Annotated in this window: 17 protein-coding genes; 8 read left to right on the top strand and 9 right to left on the bottom strand. The window is 56.0% G+C overall.

Annotated features, from left to right (window positions below; genetic code table 11):
* Positions 1 to 5 precede the first annotated feature (5 nt).
* From HOV93_RS02715 to HOV93_RS02685, 7 genes are all read left to right on the top strand, one after another.
* Entirely contained in the window at positions 6 to 1,109 is a 1,104-nt protein-coding gene (locus HOV93_RS02715) for a DUF4282 domain-containing protein (protein WP_207394888.1), read from the top strand.
* A 187-nt stretch (positions 1,110 to 1,296) separates the two neighbouring features.
* Positions 1,297 to 2,865, top strand: a complete 1,569-nt coding sequence (gene purH / locus HOV93_RS02710) for a bifunctional phosphoribosylaminoimidazolecarboxamide formyltransferase/IMP cyclohydrolase (protein ID WP_207394887.1) — start codon at positions 1,297 to 1,299, stop codon at positions 2,863 to 2,865.
* A 20-nt stretch (positions 2,866 to 2,885) separates the two neighbouring features.
* A complete protein-coding gene (trpC, locus tag HOV93_RS02705; protein WP_207394886.1) occupies positions 2,886 to 3,677 on the top strand; it encodes an indole-3-glycerol phosphate synthase TrpC in 792 nt (263 codons plus the stop codon).
* A gap of 47 nt (positions 3,678 to 3,724) precedes the next feature.
* Complete coding sequence (locus HOV93_RS02700; protein ID WP_207394885.1) at positions 3,725 to 4,318, top strand: HupE/UreJ family protein; 594 nt, start codon at positions 3,725 to 3,727, stop codon at positions 4,316 to 4,318.
* Between the two features lie 218 nt (positions 4,319 to 4,536).
* Positions 4,537 to 5,349 carry a phosphatase PAP2 family protein gene (locus HOV93_RS02695; protein ID WP_207394884.1) on the top strand — a complete coding sequence of 271 codons (813 nt, stop codon included), beginning with the start codon at positions 4,537 to 4,539 and terminating at the stop codon, positions 5,347 to 5,349.
* A 19-nt stretch (positions 5,350 to 5,368) separates the two neighbouring features.
* Complete coding sequence (locus tag HOV93_RS02690) at positions 5,369 to 6,529, top strand: LptF/LptG family permease (RefSeq protein WP_207394883.1); 1,161 nt, start codon at positions 5,369 to 5,371, stop codon at positions 6,527 to 6,529.
* Positions 6,530 to 6,539: 10 nt separating this feature from the next.
* On the top strand, positions 6,540 to 8,129 hold the full coding sequence (locus HOV93_RS02685) for an ArnT family glycosyltransferase (RefSeq protein ID WP_207394882.1): 1,590 nt from the start codon (positions 6,540 to 6,542) through the stop codon (positions 8,127 to 8,129).
* A gap of 4 nt (positions 8,130 to 8,133) precedes the next feature.
* Here HOV93_RS02685 and HOV93_RS02680 read toward each other — a convergent pair whose 3' ends face one another.
* The 9 genes from HOV93_RS02680 to HOV93_RS02640 form a co-directional block, all read right to left on the bottom strand.
* Complete coding sequence (locus HOV93_RS02680) at positions 8,134 to 9,783, bottom strand: DUF58 domain-containing protein (protein WP_315853333.1); 1,650 nt, start codon at positions 9,781 to 9,783, stop codon at positions 8,134 to 8,136.
* Positions 9,780 to 11,120 (bottom strand): AAA family ATPase, encoded by a 1,341-nt coding sequence (locus HOV93_RS02675; protein ID WP_235989700.1) that lies wholly within the window; start codon positions 11,118 to 11,120, stop codon positions 9,780 to 9,782. Before HOV93_RS02675 ends, HOV93_RS02680 begins: the two co-directional genes overlap by 4 nt.
* A gap of 71 nt (positions 11,121 to 11,191) precedes the next feature.
* Positions 11,192 to 12,421: a DUF4350 domain-containing protein gene (locus HOV93_RS02670; RefSeq protein WP_207394881.1), complete on the bottom strand. Its 1,230-nt coding sequence runs from the start codon at positions 12,419 to 12,421 to the stop codon at positions 11,192 to 11,194.
* The gene (locus tag HOV93_RS02665; protein ID WP_207394880.1) at positions 12,418 to 13,248 is read right to left on the bottom strand and encodes a DUF4129 domain-containing protein; all 831 of its coding nucleotides are present in this window, start codon (positions 13,246 to 13,248) and stop codon (positions 12,418 to 12,420) included. The genes HOV93_RS02670 and HOV93_RS02665 overlap by 4 nt, the downstream gene beginning before the upstream one ends.
* Positions 13,245 to 14,120, bottom strand: a complete 876-nt coding sequence (locus HOV93_RS02660) for a hypothetical protein (RefSeq protein WP_207394879.1) — start codon at positions 14,118 to 14,120, stop codon at positions 13,245 to 13,247. The genes HOV93_RS02665 and HOV93_RS02660 overlap by 4 nt, the downstream gene beginning before the upstream one ends.
* On the bottom strand, positions 14,107 to 15,174 hold the full coding sequence (locus tag HOV93_RS02655) for a stage II sporulation protein M (RefSeq protein ID WP_207394878.1): 1,068 nt from the start codon (positions 15,172 to 15,174) through the stop codon (positions 14,107 to 14,109). The genes HOV93_RS02660 and HOV93_RS02655 overlap by 14 nt, the downstream gene beginning before the upstream one ends.
* Positions 15,171 to 16,130 carry an RDD family protein gene (locus tag HOV93_RS02650; protein WP_207394877.1) on the bottom strand — a complete coding sequence of 320 codons (960 nt, stop codon included), beginning with the start codon at positions 16,128 to 16,130 and terminating at the stop codon, positions 15,171 to 15,173. Before HOV93_RS02650 ends, HOV93_RS02655 begins: the two co-directional genes overlap by 4 nt.
* Before the next feature lie 248 nt (positions 16,131 to 16,378).
* Positions 16,379 to 17,461, bottom strand: a complete 1,083-nt coding sequence (gene corA / locus HOV93_RS02645) for a magnesium/cobalt transporter CorA (RefSeq protein ID WP_207394876.1) — start codon at positions 17,459 to 17,461, stop codon at positions 16,379 to 16,381.
* Positions 17,458 to 18,915 carry a sulfatase gene (locus HOV93_RS02640; protein ID WP_207394875.1) on the bottom strand — a complete coding sequence of 486 codons (1,458 nt, stop codon included), beginning with the start codon at positions 18,913 to 18,915 and terminating at the stop codon, positions 17,458 to 17,460. Before HOV93_RS02640 ends, corA begins: the two co-directional genes overlap by 4 nt.
* A 202-nt stretch (positions 18,916 to 19,117) precedes the next feature.
* On the opposite strand from HOV93_RS02640, the gene HOV93_RS02635 reads away from it, so the two are divergent.
* On the top strand, positions 19,118 to 20,293 hold the full coding sequence (locus tag HOV93_RS02635; protein ID WP_207394874.1) for a tetratricopeptide repeat protein: 1,176 nt from the start codon (positions 19,118 to 19,120) through the stop codon (positions 20,291 to 20,293).
* The last annotated feature ends 22 nt before the right edge of the window (positions 20,294 to 20,315 follow it).

Below are 20,315 nucleotides of genomic sequence, written 5' to 3'. Positions count from 1 at the left end.
ACCTCATGGCCGATGAATTCTTCTACAAGTTCAATCCGGATGCGCCGGAAGTAGGCCCGATTGATTCGAAAACTTTGAAGCAGCTTGCCAGTAGTGGGGCGATTCAACCCGAAAGTCATCTCCGGCGTGGTACCGGCGAGTGGGTGACCGCTTCGACCGTGAAAGGCCTGTTTCCAAATGGCACTGCGGCAAGTCCTCCGGAAGCAATCCCAGTCGCGCCTCCCGCAGCCTCGCCGGTCGCGGCAGCTCCGATTGCCGCAGCCGGTACAACATCGGCCCCGCCGGAAGCGATTCCGGTTGCTCCCCCGGCGGCAGAAGCCGGGGGAATGAGCTTTCCGGATCTTGCTCAACCGAAGGCCGCTGCCGATGTGCCTGCCGGGCTCGATTCTTTGGTGTTGACTCCTAAAAAGGCCGGGGGCAAACCCGTCAAAAAGGGGAATGCCTCGGCGACGAAAAAGACAACTCCCGCCCCGGCGGCTGCTAAGATCGAATCCCCCAAGGTTGAAACGCCAAAGGCTGAACCAGCGAAACTCGAAACACCCAAAGTCGATACGCCGAAGGTAGAAGCACCTAAGACAGCGGCACCCAAAGTCAGTGCTCCGAAGATTGACACCCCCAAAGTGGACGCAGCTAAGGCCGAAGCGCCGAAGATCGACGTGCCTAAGGCAGAGCCTGTCTCTGCTCCGGCAGCTGTTTCGCCTGCGATATCAAAACCGAGAAATGGCGCAACCAATCCCAAGGCCAGCGAGCCACCGGTTGGGCGAACGAAATCGCGTCGCAAAGGTACCGGTGGACTCGGTTCGCTGTTTAATTTCGATGTGATGATCGCCCCGACCGTGATCAAAGTTCTCTTCTTCCTGGTATCCGGGCTAATGATTCTGGGATACTTGGCCGTAACCGGTCTCTTCCTAGTGACGGCGATCATGACGGGCGATACGTTGACTATCGCCTCGGCAGCAGGTGGGGCCGTGTTCGCGCTTGCGGTTACTTTGGTCTATATCGTGATCTTTCGTATCGCGGCGGAAGTGGCGATGGTCTTCTTCACCATCAATGACAACGTTCGAGACATCCACGACATGCTGGCCGATGAGCAAGGAACCATCGACTAGCGAACCTCTCATTGGCGAGCCATTGCCATTTGCCAACGCACTGGCCAATCGGGCGGTCGATTTGCTTCGGTCTACCGCCCTGAGGGCGTGCGGGTGGTTGACGATTTCCTACTCGCCAGCCTACAAAGGGGGCTGATTTTCTCTCCTGGGCTTGGTTCTTGGTATACAGATTTAGATTGGTTCTGCGATGTCTCTCGACCCTGTCATTCAAAATGCCATTATCAGTGTCAGCAACAAGGAAGGCCTGACCGAATTTGCCCAAGGGTTGGTCGAAGCTGGGGTCACCATCTACAGTACCGGTGGAACCCGGCGGCATCTGGAAGAAGCCAGCATCCCGGTCAAGGATGTCACCGAGTACACCCAGTTCCCCGAGATGATGGATGGCCGGCTGAAGACCCTGCATCCGAAGATCTTCGGCGGAATTCTGTGCCGACATGATCGCGAAGACGACATGAGTGCCATCGGTGAGCACGGTATCTTTGCCATTCCGCTGGTCGTGGTGAACTTGTATCCCTTCGAGGAAACGATCGCTAAGCAAGGGGTCACCGACGCCCAGGCAATCGAGCAAATCGATATTGGCGGGCCGAGCCTGGTACGTGCCGCTGCGAAGAATCATGCGTTCACCACGATTGCCTGTAAGCCGAGTCAGTACCCCGAGATTCTGGCCGAATTGAAAAGTGGTGGTAAGACTTCGCTCGGACTGCGTCGCCAACTGGCCGCCGCCGCTTTTGCTCATACGGCAGCCTACGATGCGGCGATCGCCAACTACTTCGAGAAGGATGACGAGAACGCCTTCCCGGAAACACTGCGTCAGTCGTTTCAGCGCAAGGCCGTGCTGCGTTACGGCGAGAACCCGCATCAGCAGGGTGCCGTGTACGCGGTGCCTAAGTTTGCCGGCGCTTCGCTGGTCGATGCGAAGCAACTCAACGGCAAAGAACTTTCGTACAACAACTTGCTCGACCTCGACAGCGCCCTGGCCATTGCCCGCGGTCTTCCGGATGTAGCTGTCTCGGTGATCAAGCACAACAATCCTTGTGGAGCGGCCTCGGCGTCGACGCTGGCCCAGGCCTGCGAGAAGGCCATGCTGGGGGACCCGCTCAGTGCGTTTGGAAGCGTGATCGGCATGAACCGGGAAGTCGATGCGGCCACGGCCGAGTACCTCTCGCAGCCTGGCTTGTTTGTTGAAGCGATTGCCGCCCCCAGTTTCTCAAGAGAAGCGGTTGAAATCCTGACTACCAAGCCTAAGTGGAAGAGCAACGTTCGCTTGATGGAAGTCGGGCCGCTGGAAGGTCAGCGACCGGAATTCCAATCGCGTTGGATCGAAGGGGGACTGCTCGTGCAAAACACCGACTTCGCCCAAGATGATCCCAGCACCTGGCAAGTTGTGACCGAAGCCCAGGTCGACGACTCGATGAAGCAGGAACTGCTTTTTGCCTGGGAGATTTGCCGGTTCGTTAAATCGAACGCGATCGTCTTGTGCAAGGATCGCGCCTTGGTAGGCGCCGGAGCAGGGCAAATGAGTCGGGTCGACTCGGTCCAAATCTCGATCGAGAAAGCCGGCGACCGCGCACCAGGCAGCGTGCTGGCAAGTGACGCATTCTTCCCGTTCCCTGATTCGATTCACCAGGCCGCCAAAGCCGGCGTCCAGGCATTCATTCAGCCAGGCGGCTCGAAGCGTGATCAGGAAGTGATCGACGCTTGCAACGAGCACAAGCTGCCGATGATCTTTGCTGGTGTCCGTCACTTCCGACATTAATCTGCCACAAAAAGAAGAACATGGCTGAGCCGACTGTCCTCGATAAGATCGTCACGAAAAAGTGGGAAGAGATTGCCGCGGCGAAGTCGGTTCGCCCGCTCGCCGAAGTCGAAGCCCGGCTGGCCGACGCGCCCTCTCCTCGCGACTTTCTGGGGGCTCTTTCGGCGGAAGGTCCCGTCAAGCTGATTGCCGAAGTCAAGAAGGCAAGTCCTTCCAAGGGATTGATTCGCCCTGACTTTCATCCGGTGCAAATCGCGAAGGACTACGAAGCTGCCGGTGCTGCGTGCATTAGCTGTTTGACCGACGAATCGTTCTTTCAAGGGCATCTGGATTACCTGATTGCCATTCGTAGCGAAGTCGGCTTACCGGTCTTGCGGAAAGACTTCGTGCTCGATTCTTACCAGGTCGTGGAAGCCAGGGCGGCAGGTGCCGATGCGGTGCTGTTGATCGCTGAATGTTTGAACGACGATGCACTCAAGTCGTTGCACGATCAGATTTGCGAACTGGGCATGACGCCGTTGGTCGAGCTTTACGACGAGTCGAATGTATCGCGTGTGCTAGAGATTGGTGCCAAGTTGATTGGGATCAATAATCGCGATCTGCGGACCTTTGACGTCGATCTGAATCATACAATTCGCCTGGGTCGACAAATCCCCAACGAGTGTGTGCTTGTCGGAGAAAGTGGCATTTTCTCGCACGATGATCTTCGTTTACTGCAAGAGAACGATGTCGATGCCGTTCTGGTTGGCGAGAGCCTAATGCGGCAGGACGACGTGCAAGCAGCAGTTCGCAAACTTTTGGGTGGCGAATAGCCGATAACATGGGTGGCCTTCTCACTTCCTCAAATCGAGAACACCCCATGAGCTTTGCCCGATATATCGGGGCCATCCTGTTCGGCCTGGTGCTGGTCCGCCAAGCATGGGCAGGTCCCGCCAGCGGCTTGCCGAGCGGGAACACGTTTCTTGAAGGCCTCTTGCATCCCTGGTTTGGTATCGATCACCTGCTGGCGACGCTTGCTATTGGGATGCTAGTGGTGCATGTCGAGAAAGGGTCGATCATCGCAGTTCCCATCGTCTTTCTCAGCAGCTTGATGGCCGGGGCAGGGCTCCATGGAAGTGGGATCTGGCTTCCTTGGGCAGAGCCGATCGTGGCGATATCGGTCATCCTGTTAGGTGTGGCCCTGATTGTCGGACAAAGATATCCCGAACTCTTGCTAGCAGTCGCGGTGGCCCTTTTCGGGATTTTTCATGGCTACGTCCATGGGGCAGAAAACATGGCGGGGTCGCTACCGCTGGCATTTATGTTTGGTCTTTTGCTTGGCACTACTTTGCTGTTGGGGCTTGGGATTTGGATCGGGCACTGGGTCGAACCGACCTCCCAGGTGTCGCGAGGTATCGGAGTTGCCATCTCGCTAGCAGGCTTGGGTCTGTTTCTTTACAACCTGATCGCCTAGACGTTGCTAGAGTGCTAAGACTGCAGATGTGTCTTGCATTGGATACCTCATCTCGGGTAGTAGTACCCCTTGCTACAAAATTCGGACGCAGGTTTCGCCGCGGGCGATGCGGAAATCCGAAGGAGATCCATTCAACACCTCGAGCCTGATCGTCGATGCAGAAAACGAAGACGGATTCTATTCTGCCTCACTCGCGATCGGCCGCGGACTTGTCGACCATGCCTGACTCGGAACAAACTCAACATCGGCCGCGCAGTCATTCTTTTCAGCTAACCCTGATTTGGATGGCCGTCGTGCCGCTCTTATTGCTGGTAACGCTGACAGGGCTCTGTTATCTGACACAGCTCGATCTGCTGACAACGCATCAGTTCTTCAGTGCCCAGGGAGATCCGTTTCCTTATGGCGAAACACTTTTGGCGAACCTGATTTACGACTACGGGCCAATTCCCGCGATCATCTTTGGCGTGGGAAGCGTGGCCGTATGGCTGGGCAGTTATCTCTTCACTTCGCTGCGAAGTTGGAGAAAAGAAGCGTTGTTCTGCTCGCTAGCAATCGTGATTGGTCCCGGGATATTGATCAACACTGTTTTGAAGCCCAACTGGGGACGTCCGCGTCCGTGCGATACGGTTGTCTTCGGTGGTGCGTACAACTACGTTCCGCCTGGAACAATTGGCCCGTATGAGATGGCCAAGTCGTTCCCCAGCGGTCATGCTTCGATGGGATTCGTGTTTCTGATTCCAGCGTTTCTGTTGCTTCGAAAGAACCCAAATGCGGCGATGTGCGTGTTTGTCGTTGGGTTTGCATGCGGTGCCGGTGTGGGTGGGTCCCGCATTGCCGAAGGAGGGCACTACCTGAGTGATATTGCCTGGAGTGGCGCGATCGTCTACTTTACCGGCCTCACTTTATACGTAGCTATGTACGGTTGGAAGCAGCCGGATATCTCAGCTCTTGCGACGGCAGAAACGGTGCCGTTTTCACGTGAGGGCGTGAAAGACAACGTCGAAGAAGTTCGTAAAAGTTCCGCCGCTTAAGTTAAACACAAGATTTCTCATGACAACGATCCAGAGGTATGTATTGTGGGAGATCACCAAGGTCTTCCTGCTCTGCCTCGGAATCACCGTGCTCCTGATGACCGTCGGTGGCGGTGTGAACGAAGGGCTTAAGAAAGGATTGCCTCCTGGGGTGATCCTGAACATGCTGCCCTACTTCATTCCCGAGATGCTGCGTTATACGATTCCCGGGTGCATGCTCTTCGCTGTTTGTACAGCCTACGGAAGAATGGCCGCGTCGAACGAAATTACGGCGATCAAGTCGGCCGGCATCAATCCAATGGAACTAATGTGGCCGGTGCTCACGCTGGCGTACTTCCTTAGTTTCTTTACCTTCTGGATGTACGATGCGTGTGCGGCCTGGTCGCGGCCAAATTTGCACCGCGTGGTTGCCGAATCGTTAGACGATACTGTCTATGGCGTGCTGCGGACGCAGCGCAATTTCAAGATGTCTGGCTTCTCGGTGACGGTGAAGTCGGTGCAAAATCGTAAGTTGATCAGCCCCACATTTCAGGTCGCGGCGACCGATTCGCAGCCGTCGATTTTCCTGGAAGTGGAAGAAGCCGAACTGAAGACCGACCCCAAAAGCGGCATTTTGCAACTGATTTGTCGAGACGGGACGGTCGAATTTGGGGACGAAGGAAAATTCGAATTCCCGGACGAGCGTGTCATTTATCTCGACCATTTGAATTCGATTGAACTGAACGAAGACAATGCGTCTCCGGCCAACCTGACCTTGAAGGCGATTCCTCTACAGATCGATCGAGAGAAGGCAATCCTTGAGGAAGCCAAAGTAAGACTGGCAGATTCGACCGAGAGCACCGATGCCGAACTTCTCGGCGATGCCCAGAATCACTTCGATCATCATCAAAAGCGATTGTTTCGCCTGCAGGCCGAGCGGCAGCGACGCTTAGCCAACGGGTTTGGTGTCTTTTGTTTTGTCTGCATGGGCATTCCGGTCGCTATCTGGAGAAGATCGTCAGACAACGTTTCGACCTTCTTTTCCTGCTTCCTGCCTATTTTGTTGGTGTATTATCCCCTGCTGGTCATTGGTGAACAGACGGCCCGGGATGGAACCTTTGGCGCGGCTCCGGTGTGGATCGCTAACGCTGCGTTGATATCGATTGGCGCTACACTCATTTGGCGAGTGAATCGGAACTAGCAACAAACGCATGAATACATCTCTTGAGGCCAGGAAGGCCAATCCAGACGATTCTTCCTTTTGGACATACCGAGCGATTTGGCTGCTATTGGGCCTGGGGTTGTTTCGAATTGTTTATCTCGCGCTCGATCCATTCGACCTGGTCCACGACGAAGCCTATTACTGGGATTGGTCGCGGCAGTTGGATTACGGCTACTTCAGTAAGCCCCCGATGATTGCCTGGATCATTGGTCTGTCGACGCGGTTATTGGGCGATCACGAGTTTGCGGTTCGTTTACCGGCCACGCTACTGGGGACCGGTGGTCTCGCGTTTGTCTTTTTGCTGGCTCGCCGGATGTACGACGCGAAAGTTGGTTTCTGGGCGATGCTGCTTGCAGCGATGACGCCTGGTAACGCAGCGATGAGCCTGTTGATGACCATCGATGCGCCGTTCCTCTTCTTCTGGAGCGTCGCCATGTACTGCTTCTGGCGACTGTTGGAACGAGGCGAAGATCGTTGGAAGTGGTTGGTGGCCACGACGGTCGTGATTGGCCTGGGGCTTTTGACCAAGCAATCGATGGCTGGCATGTTGGTCTTTGGAGGTTTGTTCGTCCTGCTTTCAAGAGAAGACCGGCACGAAGCGTTGCGCCCGACGCTTTATGTCTGTGCGTTCGGTGCCCTGATGTTTCTCGCACCGGTCTTCTATTGGAACTACCAACACGACTGGGTCACACTGCATCACACCAGCGAACACTTCCAGGGCGAACCGGTATCGATACTCCGTCGTATGGTGATTTCGCTCGAATTCGTCGGCGGATTGTTCGGCGTCGTATCGCCGGTAACCTTCTTTCTGTTCGGCTGCGTGACGGCATTCGGTTTATTCGCGTTTCGCACGCTCGGGCGTCGCGAACGTTACCTACTTTGCTTGAGTGCACTGCCCATGCTACTGGTGCTTGGATTGAGCATGAAGCAGCGTTTGGAGCTAAATTGGCCCGCTCCTTTTTTCAGTGCCGGGATTATATTGGTTGCTGCTTGGGCACTAGGTCATGTTCCTCTACCCAGCTTGTTTCTAAAACCGGCTGAATGGCGGCTGCGTTATGCGGCCACCGTTGGGGCGATCTTTCTGGCCGGCACCTACGCGATGCCGCTAGCATTGCCGCTTTTGGGGCTCAATGGAAGCAAAGTCGATGTGCTGGTCCGGCTGCGAGGCTGGGAAGAACTCGGCAACCAGGTCGGCAATCGTTTAGAAACCCACGATGCCCAATCACAGGCCATGATCGTGACCGCTGGCCGCGCGGTTGCCTCGGAACTGGCGTTCTATATGCCACAGCATCCGAAAGTTTACCTGTGGGGAGACAACCAGTTTCCGCTTTCGCAGTACGACGTTTGGGGTGGCCCCGAAGAGACCGAAAGTCAGGACTTTCTGCTGGTCACGCACCAAGGCGAAGAGATCCCGCTACCGCTGCGGCTCGCGTTTCAATCGATCGAGCCACTAGAAAATGTGGAAGTTGAAGTCGGTCCCGACCGCAAACATGCCGTGACCATCTATCGCGGGCAAGGCTTCCGCGGTTGGTCCGTTGCTAAGAGTATTCAGGCCGATCAACGGACCATGCACCGGTAGCCGTTTAAAGCAAATGCCGCGCTTTGATCTCGAGGTACTGGTTGACCAGGTTGGCGGTGAGGTCTTCCGGGAAGACATCTAAAGCCAAGACCCCTTTGTGGCTGAGATCGGTTAGGACGTGATGCCGCCAGGTGAGAATCTCGGCGGCGGCTGCAGCTCGGAATAACTCGGCTCCATACGGCTTTTCGTTCTCGGCTGCATCGAACAAGCGATGGTCCCGCAGCAGAACCCCCAGCGGCAAATGCCGACCTACGAGCGTTGTCAAATACTGCTCGATCTGATGCGAGTTGACCTCATCGATCACGTTGGTAATCAGGACGACCAGAGACCGTTTCCGGCAGTTCGTCCGCAGGTGCATAAATGCTTCGTCATAGCGTGATTCGACCAATTGCGGGAATTGATCGTAGCTGGCGTGCAGTAGATGATTCATCTGGTTGGCGCCCGACTTCGGCGGCACGTACTTATGAACCCGGTCCGAGAAGGCGATCGCCCCAACGGAGTCTCCCTGCCGCAGTGCGACATAGCTGAGCATCAGCATGGCGTTGAATGCATGATCGAGCAGGCTGATGCCGTCTGCTTCGTTGGTCATCATTCGCCCGCAGTCGATCATGAATAAGATCCGCTGACTCTGGCTGGTTTGAAACTCGCGGACCGTCAAACGACGACGCCTGGCCGTGCTGCGCCAGTCGATGTGCTTGTAGTTGTCGTCGCGGGTGTAGTCTCGTAGACGCTCGAAATCGTGATCCTGGCCGACCTTCCGGGTACGTCGCACACCGACCAGGCTCAAGCGATTGGTGCGGGCCAGCAACGCGTACTCGGCCAGCTGCTTCATGTCGGGGTAGACACTAATGGCAATATGCGCCGGGACTTTGACGATCTTCTTCCAAAAGCGAAGCTTGCTGTCGACTTGAATGAAAACGGTGTCCATCGAAAACGACCCACGCTTGGTCGGTTCCATTTCGTAGTGCACCGTTGTGCGGCTGCGCGGTTCGACATCCATGTTGAACTCTTCGGGGACGGCCTGGAACTGCTGAGGGACGTCATCGCGAACCGACAAATGAAGATAGCGGGGGCCCTTGTAGGTGATAGTCAGGACCACTTTTTGTTTCTTCAGCAGCGAAGCAATCCGGCTGGTATCGCGTTCCACCGAAAAGTGTTTCGCGCTTGGCAAGCTCGTGATGTCGATCACGGCGATCGCCGCAATCGCGACATTCAAACCGAATAGCGTCCAGGCAACCCACACGAGCGAATTTCCAACGGTGGCGAACGTAACCAGCACGCAGATGGCCAGCGCCGCGACAAACGTGATCCCCAACCATACGTGCGAGGAAAAGGGCACCAACGAGAGTTGAAAACGCTTCCAGTCGAGCGAGTGCGCGAGAAACTGTACCAACGAAAAGATACCTACCGCTAGGGCCACGACCAGCAGGAACAGGATGGGCCCCATCAGGCTGCCGGCGTCGGCCAAAAGGATGGCAATCACCGGCACCGGCATGAGCGCTGCGAAGGCCAGGGCCAGCCAGATGGTGGGCGTGGTCCGCATCCAACGCGCAAAGATGGCCAAGGGGATAACCATGGCCAGCAATTGCATCATGGGCTGGCTGAGGACGTTACTCCACAGCCCAACGAAGAAGTCTTGCAAGATCGAGATCACAGACGCGGCACCTCGATCGTGCGGATCAGTTCAGTCAGTAGTTCGTCGGTCGTGTGTCCTTCCACTTCGGCTTCGGCGGAAAGGACAATACGGTGTCGCAGGGCCGGCAAGGCAATCTGAACCACGTCGTCTGGCACCGCATAGTCACGACCATTGAAAGCAGCCAAGGTGCGGGCTCCTTGCATCAATGTGATTCCGGCTCGGGGAGATGCCCCCAAGTGGAATTGCGGCCACTTGCGCGTCAGTCGTACGATTTGGTTGATGTAGTCAATAAGCTTGTCGGCGATGAGCACGTCCCCGTTTTGCCGGGTGACTTCCATGATCTTCGCTGGTGACGTGAGCACTTGCAGCTCTTCATCAAGTCGCTTGTTGATGTCGACCTGCTGGCTGTGCTGCTTCAAGATTTCCGCTTCTTCCAACTCGCTGGGGTAGTCGAGATTCAGCTTGAACATGAAGCGGTCGAGCTGGGCTTCCGGTAGGTTGTAAGTTCCTTCCGACTCAATCGGGTTTTGCGTGGCCATGACTAAAAAGGGGCGATCAATCTTGTGGCTCGTCCCATCGATGGTTACGCGGAACTCCTGCATTACTTCCAAAAGTGCCGCGTGCGTCTTGGCAGGCGAACGGTTGATTTCGTCGGCCAACAGCAGTTGCGTGAAGATCGGACCAGGGCGGAAGCGGAACTCGTTCGACTTCATGTCAAAGAAGGGAGCACCGGTGATGTCCGAGGGCATCAGGTCGGCGGTGAACTGCACACGACCGAAGTCGCACCCCAGTACTCTGCCGAGGGTTCGCACAAAGAGAGTCTTGCCGAGCCCTGGAGCACTTTCGATCAACACGTGTCCACCACTGAACAATGCGACCAACGTACCGAGGACCAACTCTTCCTGCCCGACATAGATCTTCGAGATCTCGTTGGTGATGCTCTGGAAAAGGTCGCGCGTCTCGGAGAATGCCGAATCGTCGGTGTGATGACCTTGCAGAGAGGTGGTGGTTGAGCGAATTGGTTGGGCCGGGGCATCAGGCAGTGTCGTTGCCTGAGCCGGTGGTTGTTCCGAAAGGGGCGGCAAACCGGGTTGGCCGCTGCCAGAGAACAAGTCGTCCCCTAAGGTGCCACTCGGCTTTTCTGCTTCTGCTGGAGTCGCTGTCAACGGCTGTTCGGCTGGCGACTGCTGCGCTGGTGGGTTCGTGCCGCTGGCTTCGCTTGCAGCGGGAACGACCTGCACGTTGTCGCACTGTGGACAGCGTGCCTTCTTGCCAACAGCTTCCAGGCCAACACGCAATCTTTTGCCGCAGCTGCTACAAGGAAACTCGATAATCTCTGGGGTGGAACTACTCATGGATGCTCGCTTATCGTAATGCACGCCGCCTGGTTAATTCGTGTCTGGGGTTTCTCGATTGAGAGCAGGGCTTATTTCCCGTCTCCTCGACGTACCTTCGACCGACGGTAGACAGCGTCTCCTTTCATGACTTGATGATATTGCTGAACGCGTAGCTGAGCATAACCGTGGTCATCGGTTGCTTGCAGCAGGTCGCCCACGGAATCGATGTGCTTCTTGAAGTCGGATGTCTCGGCCGATGGCAACCGCTTGGCGCGGCCAAAAATGGGGTACAACGCAAAGCAGAGCACAATCAGCCACCAGGCCATCTGTAGGCCGACCAAATTCAGCGGCCATTTTGAGAGCCACTCCCACCCGCTGTTTCCGTCGGTGGACTGGTCCGCATTCATGATACGTACGCCCCCTTCTGTTTCCAGGAAGGCCACACTGTCGGGGGCATAATAAGGCTGATCGCACTGGTTGACTAGCTTGGCAGCCAACTTGCGGTGCTCGGGATTGACCAACGGAAGGTTCAACAGAAATGAACCGTTGTTGACTAAAATGATTTGATTGTCGCTGTAATCGCTACCCAACCGGGCGACGAGCGTTTCCTTGCCGGTGCCGAGGAGGACCTCGGGATCTTCCACCAAATGAATCGGTAAAGAATCGTCTTCGTCGATCGGATCGAAGCTATCGTAGATCGAGTCTTCGTCGGCCGGAATCATCCGCGATCGTAATTCGATCTGGGTCTTGGCGGCATCGACACCTTCAGCCCAGGGCCCCATAAGGGAAGAGACAACACGCTGCGGAGCATCTCTTTCGATCTTGTAAAAATAATAGTCGGCCTGCGCCGGTTGATAGTTCCGCAGCTGGTCGAAAGACTCAATCGCCAGGCTGCGTTGACGCATGACATCGAGCTTTGCGGCAGGGTCGACCTTGTCGAGCACGTCTCCCCAATATTCGATCGAAGCGTCGAAGTCACGTCCCACGTAGACAAACGTTCGCCCTTCGTCTTCGTCCAGCCAATTCAAAATAGTATTGCGAAATTCTGGCGTCGGGCCATCGAAGCTATTGGGGAACCAGACGATCACGTCGTGCCGTAGCAAGCTCGGCGAGACGACACCGTAGCTGCGGACGTAGTAGCCGGCCTCGCGGAACATCTCGGAAAAAGCCTTGGTGCCGTTGACGCTTCCAGCTCCATTTCCGGTGCGTTTGCCGTAGGCCGTTTGAAGCTTGTCGCTCGGCTGGCCGCAGCCGAACACGACCACACAGGCCAACAGCAACAACGCGACGATCGATCGGGAAGAACGGATGTGGTTCATACACTACCTCCCGCTAGATGCTGATTAAACTGCGAAAGCTGATTCCAGCAGCGCTCGAAACGATCGCGTGTCAATTCGCGATTGCCAAAAAAGACGTCCTCGAACGCGTTCATGGTGCCTTGCAAAATCTGTCGTAGATCGCGGTTTCGGCCTGCTTCTCGCAGGTACTGACCGTTCGTCTTTCCTTTGGACAAACGAATGATGTGCCCCTTGTCCAACTCCAGCAACTGGAAGCTGAAAAGGTAAACGATCGCCTCGTTAAAATTGCCCGACTCGTAACAACGACGGGCCTCTTCGAGGAGATTGCCATCCTTCTTCTTGACTTCAAAGGGAAGATGTTCGACACGATCGACCTGACGCGACTTTTCATCCTCATACTGCTCAGGCACGTAGGAACTGGTAGCGGTTGCGCCGCCGGCGCTTATAGCCCGATAGATCAAGTAAGAAATGAAGCCGAGCACGATGATCAGGAGCGAGTACATCAGCAGCGCGCCGAGCGATAGTCCGCCAAGACTCGGAAAAATGTTCCAGTTACCAGGTGCCGCTGGTGCGGCGGCTGGCTTTTTCTTTTTGGCGGTGCCTGGTTGGGTGCGGGGCATCTTGGTTTCTCCCGGCACCGGAATGGTGCGTACCCCGTCCGACTCGCTGTCGTACCAATTCGCTTGGGGGAGGTTGGCCAGTGCCTCGCGGCCTTGTTCGACGGGGTCTTGAAGCGAACGGGTACCGCTTCCTAGGTCATCCCAATCTTGGGCGTTGGCTGGGGGTAACAGCGTGGCGAACAGCAACACGCACGCGGCACCGATAATTCTGAGAAGGCTGTGCATCATCCGACGACCTCCTTCATGCGTGTTGCTTCGGCCCGCAAAACGAGTTCGACTTCCCATCCTTCTCGGCGGATGCGTAGATCTAAGTAGCACAGAAATCGGACCACCGTCATGAACGCGACCACCAGCCACAAGGCCAGGGGAAACCAGATGAACAGAAAGACGCTGTTCCAATTCCATTGACCGAAAACGAAGCCGCGTAAGCCGAACACATTCATGACGATACTAGCTGCCAGCAAGATACTGATGCTCGAGGCCATGGCACGGATGATCAGGTCGCCAAAATTTGGTTGATGCAGTGCCGAACTGCGCCGGCCGACGGTGATGACTTCTTTCTGCCGCGAAAACACAGGGTTCTTTTCTAAGATCAGGATCTCGCCGATATAGGGCCGGACCCCTCGGAGGATCGCCGCATAGCAGCAAATAAAGAACAGCAGTGTCCCGGCGATGAAGTCTTCGTCGAAGGAGCCTGCGAGGGCCAGAAGCATGCCCGGCAAGATGGCCCGAAGCACGACGATAATCCAAAAGATCCGGGGAATCACAGGCCAAAGCCCGGTACACATCCGCCGCCAGTTGGGCTTATCGTGAAACAAGGCATCTCCCAAGAGAAGCGTGATCGGCAGACCGGCTAAAGGAGCTTCCAGAAAGATGAGTGCAATCATGTAGAAAATGAATGCCCCAGCCGTTTCATTGACAACCAAGTCCGGTTCCATCACCCATAACAGGCCTGCGTTGATCAACGTCAGCGGGACGGCCGTGATGGCCAGTGCCTGGAGGATCTTCCACCAATAGACGCGCATCACGATCAGCGCCAGATCGTAGATCTCGAGCAGTTCGCGTTCGCGGATGGCAATGCGCGTTTTATCCAGTTGCATCGGAGTCCCTTCGCGGATAGCCGAGCACAATGAAGTAGACCATCAGCAGACCGCTGCAAAAGATGGCCACCACCTGCTTTGCTTGCTCAGGCAATGGGGAAGGAGAAATCCACGCTTCGATCATCGCCGCCAGAATGAAGAGTATCGCCGAAGCGCCCATCACCGGTAGGGCTCGCTTGGCACCCATGCGGAGCGAATCGATTCGTTCATAGGCGACCTGTCGAGACTTGTCGAAGAGGCTTTCTTCCCCTTCTAGTATTTCGTCGGGCTGAAGTGATTCTTCTTTATGGTAGGGGCTGATCAGTGAGAACCCGATGCGTAGTCCGGCTCCGGCGGCCAGGACAATGGCCGTCAACTCAAAGGGACCGTGGGCCGTGACGAACTCGAAAAAATGCTCACTGACTTCTTCCGGAACGTTCGGGCTCGCCATGTGTCCGAATGTCGCACCGAGCACGGCGGCGTTATAGAGCAACACACAGACACCACCAATCACCGTGATCCCCACGACGAAGCACTTAATGCCGATGCCGGTGTTGTGATTCACATAGAACGCGGCCCCGGAAGCTGTCGGGCCATTGTTACGCGAGCTGGGGGCTTCGGCGTACATCTGCTCATACATGTCGATGTTTTCGGCACCCACGATATCGGCAGCGAAGCTGGGAAAACGATCGGGATTGGCCGCCATAAATCCGGCCAGCAGAAAGACCATCCAAAACAGCCAGAACGTCAACTGAACGCACCGATCCTGAAAAATCTCGCGGGGGATTTGTCGAAAGAGAATGTCCCCGATCTTCGACCAATCGACGCGGCGGCTGCGGTAGAGTTGACCATGGGCGCGACCCACCAGTTTGTGCAGGTAATCGACAATGTTGGGTGGCAACTGATAGCTGTCGGCCAGGGCCAGATCGGCACAGGCTGCTCGGTACAGCATCGCAAACCGAGCGATGTTGCGGGCCCCGATCGATTTCTTGCGCGAGTTGGCCATCTGAGCGCAGAGATTCTCTAGCTCTTGCCAATAGACGCGTCGTTTTTCAATCAGTTGAGCAACTTTCACCGGCGGGCTTCCTCTATTTCGGTTTCACTTCGGTTCACGGGATTTGCGGCGGCGGAATAATCTTGGGGGCGTTGAGTAGGGTTCTCCAAAAGCTGGGCATCATCCTTGGTGCCGTCGACCGACTGCTTCGACAGGAACGTTCGATAATACAACGCACAGAGCAGTAAATCGTAGCTGGTATCGGCCGGCAGGCCAAACTGGTCTAGCAGTGGTTCAGCTAAGTGCCGAGCGATCTCGCGTCGTCGCGCGGTCGTGAAGTAACGCCTGCGCTCGACATACGTGGCCACCGCTTTGACCATACTGCGCGGAGCCACGAAGTTAGGAGGTATGTAGTCGGCCAGCAATCGTGCCCGATCGTCTTCGATCTTGGCAATTTTCATCAGCCACGAACGGTCCTCGATCACGACCATCGTGCCAGCGATTAGATCGCCAATACGTTGAAAGCGTTGATTGAAAATCGGGACAATCAATGCGAACAGAAACGTAACCACAATCGGCTCCGGCGTCATCTCTTCGCGCATCACGGCAAAGGGAAGCGGTACCATCGGCCACATGTCGACATACCGAAACAAGTTCCGTACGGCGGATTGAAATAGATTGATCGGTTCGCCTTCGTCGGTAGTCACGCGCAGATTTAACAGCCACTTGCCCGGCGTCGTGCCGTTCCACCAATACTCGAACGCGGCCATGTAGAACCAATTGAAGAAAAATGCCGCCAAGGTCATCAAGGCGAACATCAGGTCTTCGAGGCCCGCATTAGCGAACGCGCTGCCCAGACCGGCAATGCTCAGCGCGAGGAAGAAGGCTAGGATGACAGCTCCGCGAATGGCCAGATCCAATAGAAAAGCAAGCAAGCGACGGAATGGTCCGCCGACCTGGTAGTTGAACGCGATGTTTTCGGGCGTCACGACTTTAAATTGCGAGTCGATCGCCTCGGTGTTCCACGGAGCTACCATCGAGGAGCTTTTCTATCCTTGCAAGTGCGGCCTTCATACGTTTTCGCCGTCAGATGAGCTACTGCCAGTCTACCGCAACCCATTGCGCGAAGACGAGGACTCGTCCCAGATTAATCAGTTTTCACCCCCCTCAACAGAGGTGAACCCAAATTCAACCCTATGTCTTACGCGTAAAAAGTGGACCGGACAGCAGATTAACTCGGATTTAATGGACGCTCCCCTGCTATCTATGGGTTCGCTTGGGCAGCTTATCCCTTAAACCAGCCGCGATTGTAGAACCATGCGAGCATTCCCCCGGCAATGCTGATCATCATGAGCCAAGCGAATTCGTAGCCCCACTCCCATTTGAGTCCCGGCATATCATTAAAATTCATCCCGTAAACGCCTGCGATAAAGCTTAGCGGAATGAAAACCGTGGCAATAATTGTCAGTGTCTTGGTCACCTCGTTGGCTCGCTGACTGGTCAACGCGAAGTGGAAATCGCGCATGTCCGAGCAAATCTGGCGGTACGCATCGATCGCGTCGAGAAGCTGCGACGTATGGTCGTCCGCATCGCGCAGGAAGACTGTCGTGTTATCGGTATACCGCGTGAAGCGGGCCCCCATCATATTGCGAATCGCTTCCCGGTGCGGAAGCAAGTTGCGGCGAATGGTTAACAGGTCGCTACTGATTTTCTGAATCTGGGGAATAATGTCGTTGGTGTACCCGGCGGCCAGCGGATCGTCGAGCGTATCGAGCCGATCACCAAATGATTCGACTACGGGAAAATAGTGATCGATGACCGAGTCCATCAACGCATAAGAGAGATAATCCGAATTCATCTGCCGAATGCGGCCGACGCGTTTTCGTAGACGTTCGCGTACCGGTTCCAGTCGATCCTGGCTACTGGCTTCCTCGATGCTCAGCACGAAATTGTCACCCACCACCATGCTCAACTGCCGCGTATCTAAATGAGGTTCTAGCTCTACCATGCGCACGACAATGAACGCGTAGTCGCCGTATTCCTCGGCTTTGGCTCGCTGATGCGGATGTAGGATATCTTCGTATACCAGTGGGTGCAGATCGAACATATCGGCTAGTTGCCGTAGCTGCGCCGTATTGCCCAGCCCATGCACATGAATCCATGTCACGTCGTAGCTGCCGAGGTATTCGCGAACCTCGGCGGCATTCTCGATCACCGTTTCCTGGAAGTCCTCGGGACCGAACGCAACGAGGTGCATGCGGCTGGCGACTTCCTCTTCCGGTTTTGCCGCCGTCCCAGGTGCCGAGCCCGGGGGCGTGCGGCGCTCGAACGGGCGTCTCAGGAACTGCAGATCAATAGGTAACTTCATTTCGGCGAGGCATCCTGCATGGATTGAATTAATTTCGAGACAACATCCGGTTTCTCTTTCGCTAAGTTCTTAAGCGGGTCTGGCGTATCGCGAACGTCGTACAGTTCCATCTTGTGTGGGGTTCCCTTTTGCATCTGCACGATAAGCCGATGCTGATCGTCGCGAATACTGACTTGATTGTTCCGCCAGTAGCTCACGGCGATGTCACGAACCTTATCGGAGGTTCCGTTTAGAATCGAAGCCAGACTCACGCCGTCGAGCGGGTACTCGGTCTGTTGAAACTTCGGATCGCACAGCTGCACGAGTGTCGGGTAAATGTCGAGCGTTTCCGCGAGTGCCGAGGTCATCCGTCCCTGGCTCGTAACACCAGGCACCTTGATCAGCAGAGGGCTGTTTAGGGCGCGTTCGTGCGAAACGTGCTTGGCCCACAACGCACTTTCGCCCAACTGCCAACCATGATCGCCCCACACAACAACGATCGTCGAATCCTCCAGGCCGCTTTCTTTCAGCCCTGCTAAGACCTTGCCGATTTGACGATCGGTATAGCGAACGCAGGCCAGATACGCTTTGCGAGCGGTGATCTGGTCTTCCTTGGCTAACGGGTTGGTCTTGGGGTACTCGGTTTTGTACTTGTAGAACTCGCCGGACGAATGCCAATAGGCGGTCTCGGGTTTGGTGCCGTGAGGTACCGGTTGAATGTCCATCGAATCGACTGCCTCCCAGTCCTGCCTGGTCGCCACGAAAGGAAGATGGGGCTTAAAGAACCCCAGTCCCATAAAGAAACGCTCGCCACTTTTGCCGTAGGCTTGCAGCTTTTCAATCGCCGTTTCGGCTAGCATGCCGTCCGGCAATTGGTTGTCCTGCTCGGCGGTGAACTCCATCAGGTCTAGATGCCCGTCCCCGTCCTCGCGGTGTTTTCCGTTGGCATAGGCGAAGAAGATCCCCCAGCCACGCTTCCACGGGCCATAGGGGGTCGCCAGCTCATCCCAGGCATGTGGCACTTCGTCTCGCCCGTCTCCTTGACCATTGTAAGCGTACACCTTGCCGTCGGCCGTGTGCGAGATCTTGCCGATCAGTGTCGTGTGATAGCCGCTACGTCGAAACATCTCTGTCAGTGACTGTGCCCCCGGCAATTGTTGGGAGGATAAGGCCACTTTACCGCGATACAGCGCTTCGTTCCCTAACGCGCCGGTCTTGCCGGGGCTGCGTCCGGTAAGCAAGGCATAACGCGAGGCACCACAAGTGGGGACTTGGACGAAATGATTGCGAAAGACGACCGACTCCTGGGCAAGTTCATCCAGCGCGGGACTCACTGTCGGAGATCGCCCGTAGCAGCCCAACTCTGGGCGAAGGTCGTCTACTGCGATAAACAACACGTTGTAATTGTTCTCGGCCGACGCGCTGGCCGTCCACGCGAAGAGCAATAAGACGACGTGAATTCCGATCCGATGCATAGCTAACTCGCGAGCAGGAAAGTGAATGGAGAGCCTCCATAGGTAATCGATCTTGTGCGAGGAAACAAGGTTACGGCGCTTTCAGGCCTAGTCTGCCAGGCCTCGTTGCAGTACCTTAAACCGAAGAGAACGAAAGGGTTGGCTCAAGCATTTCCCGCGATGGGAGCCTGCAGTGTCGACCCGCATTCTGGGATAGTGGCACGTGGCAACGGACTGGGCCAATCGAAACGAAGCCGGCGATCTGTCGGGCAAACGCGTCGCGATTGTCGGCAAACTGGCCGGAATGACGCGGCGCGAGGTCTTTACGGCCTTGCGTAAAGCCGACGCTACCCCCAGTGAAAAAGTCGACCAGCGAGTCGATGTCATCGTCTTTGGCGAGAATGATCTTAGCAGTCTCGGCGATCAAGGCGTTACCGTCGAGCTGCAAGATAAAGCGGCCGCTGGCGATCTAAAATTCATTAGCGAAACGACCCTCTGGCAGTGGCTCGGGCTGATCGAACCCCATCAAAAGCTGCATCGGCTTTATACGCCTGCGATGCTATCGGACCTGTTGGGGGTCTCTAAATCCATTATTCGTCGCTGGCATCGTCGCGGACTGATTGTCCCGGCCCGCCAGGTTCGGAGCCTGCCCTACTTTGACTACCGCGAAGTCGCCACGGCCAAACAGTTGGCCGCGATGCTGGCCTCAGGCTTGTCCCCTGATCGGATCGAGCGTCAGCTCTCGGCGATTTCCGAGTATCTGCCCGACGTGCAACGGCCTCTGGTGCAGCTCTCGGTGATGGTCGAAGGCCGAGACATTCTGCTGCGGCAGGGGGAAGGGCTTGTCGAGCCAGGCGGCCAGATGCGTTTCGATTTCGATCGCGACGACGACTTTTCGGATGTGTTTAATATCGTCGATCCTGGAAGTGACGAGCCAGAGACCGCCGAGCAGTGGGATACCCGGGCCGCCGATTACGAAGATGACGAGCAGTTAGAAGAAGCGATCCGCTGCCTGAGGTCCTCGCTGACAATCGGCGGGGCCAGCGCCGAGCGTTCATTTCGTCTGGCAGAGTTGCTTTACCGGGCCGGCCACTTCGATGGGGCCGTCGAGCGTTATCACACTGCGATTGAACTCGATCCTGACATGATCGAAGCCAGGGCCAATCTCGGCTGCGTGCTAGCCGAAACAGGGCAGCTGGTCGAAGCGGTCTCGGCCTTACGGGATGCGATCGAGGTATACGACGGCTACTGCGATGCCCACTATCACCTGGCCCGAACCCTGGACGAACTGGGACGACAACGCGAAGCGACCAGCCACTGGCAAAAATGCCTAGAGCTGAACCCCGATTCCCCATGGGCCGACGAAGCCTACGCCCGGTTGAATCCAGAAGAGGATTAGTCTTCAACGTTGGGTTCGTGCT

This window comes from Bremerella alba (assembly GCF_013618625.1).
Lineage (GTDB): Bacteria > Planctomycetota > Planctomycetia > Pirellulales > Pirellulaceae > Bremerella > Bremerella alba.
The sequence above is the reverse complement of the archived record's forward strand: the minus strand, read 5'-3'. Positions and strand labels throughout refer to the sequence as shown.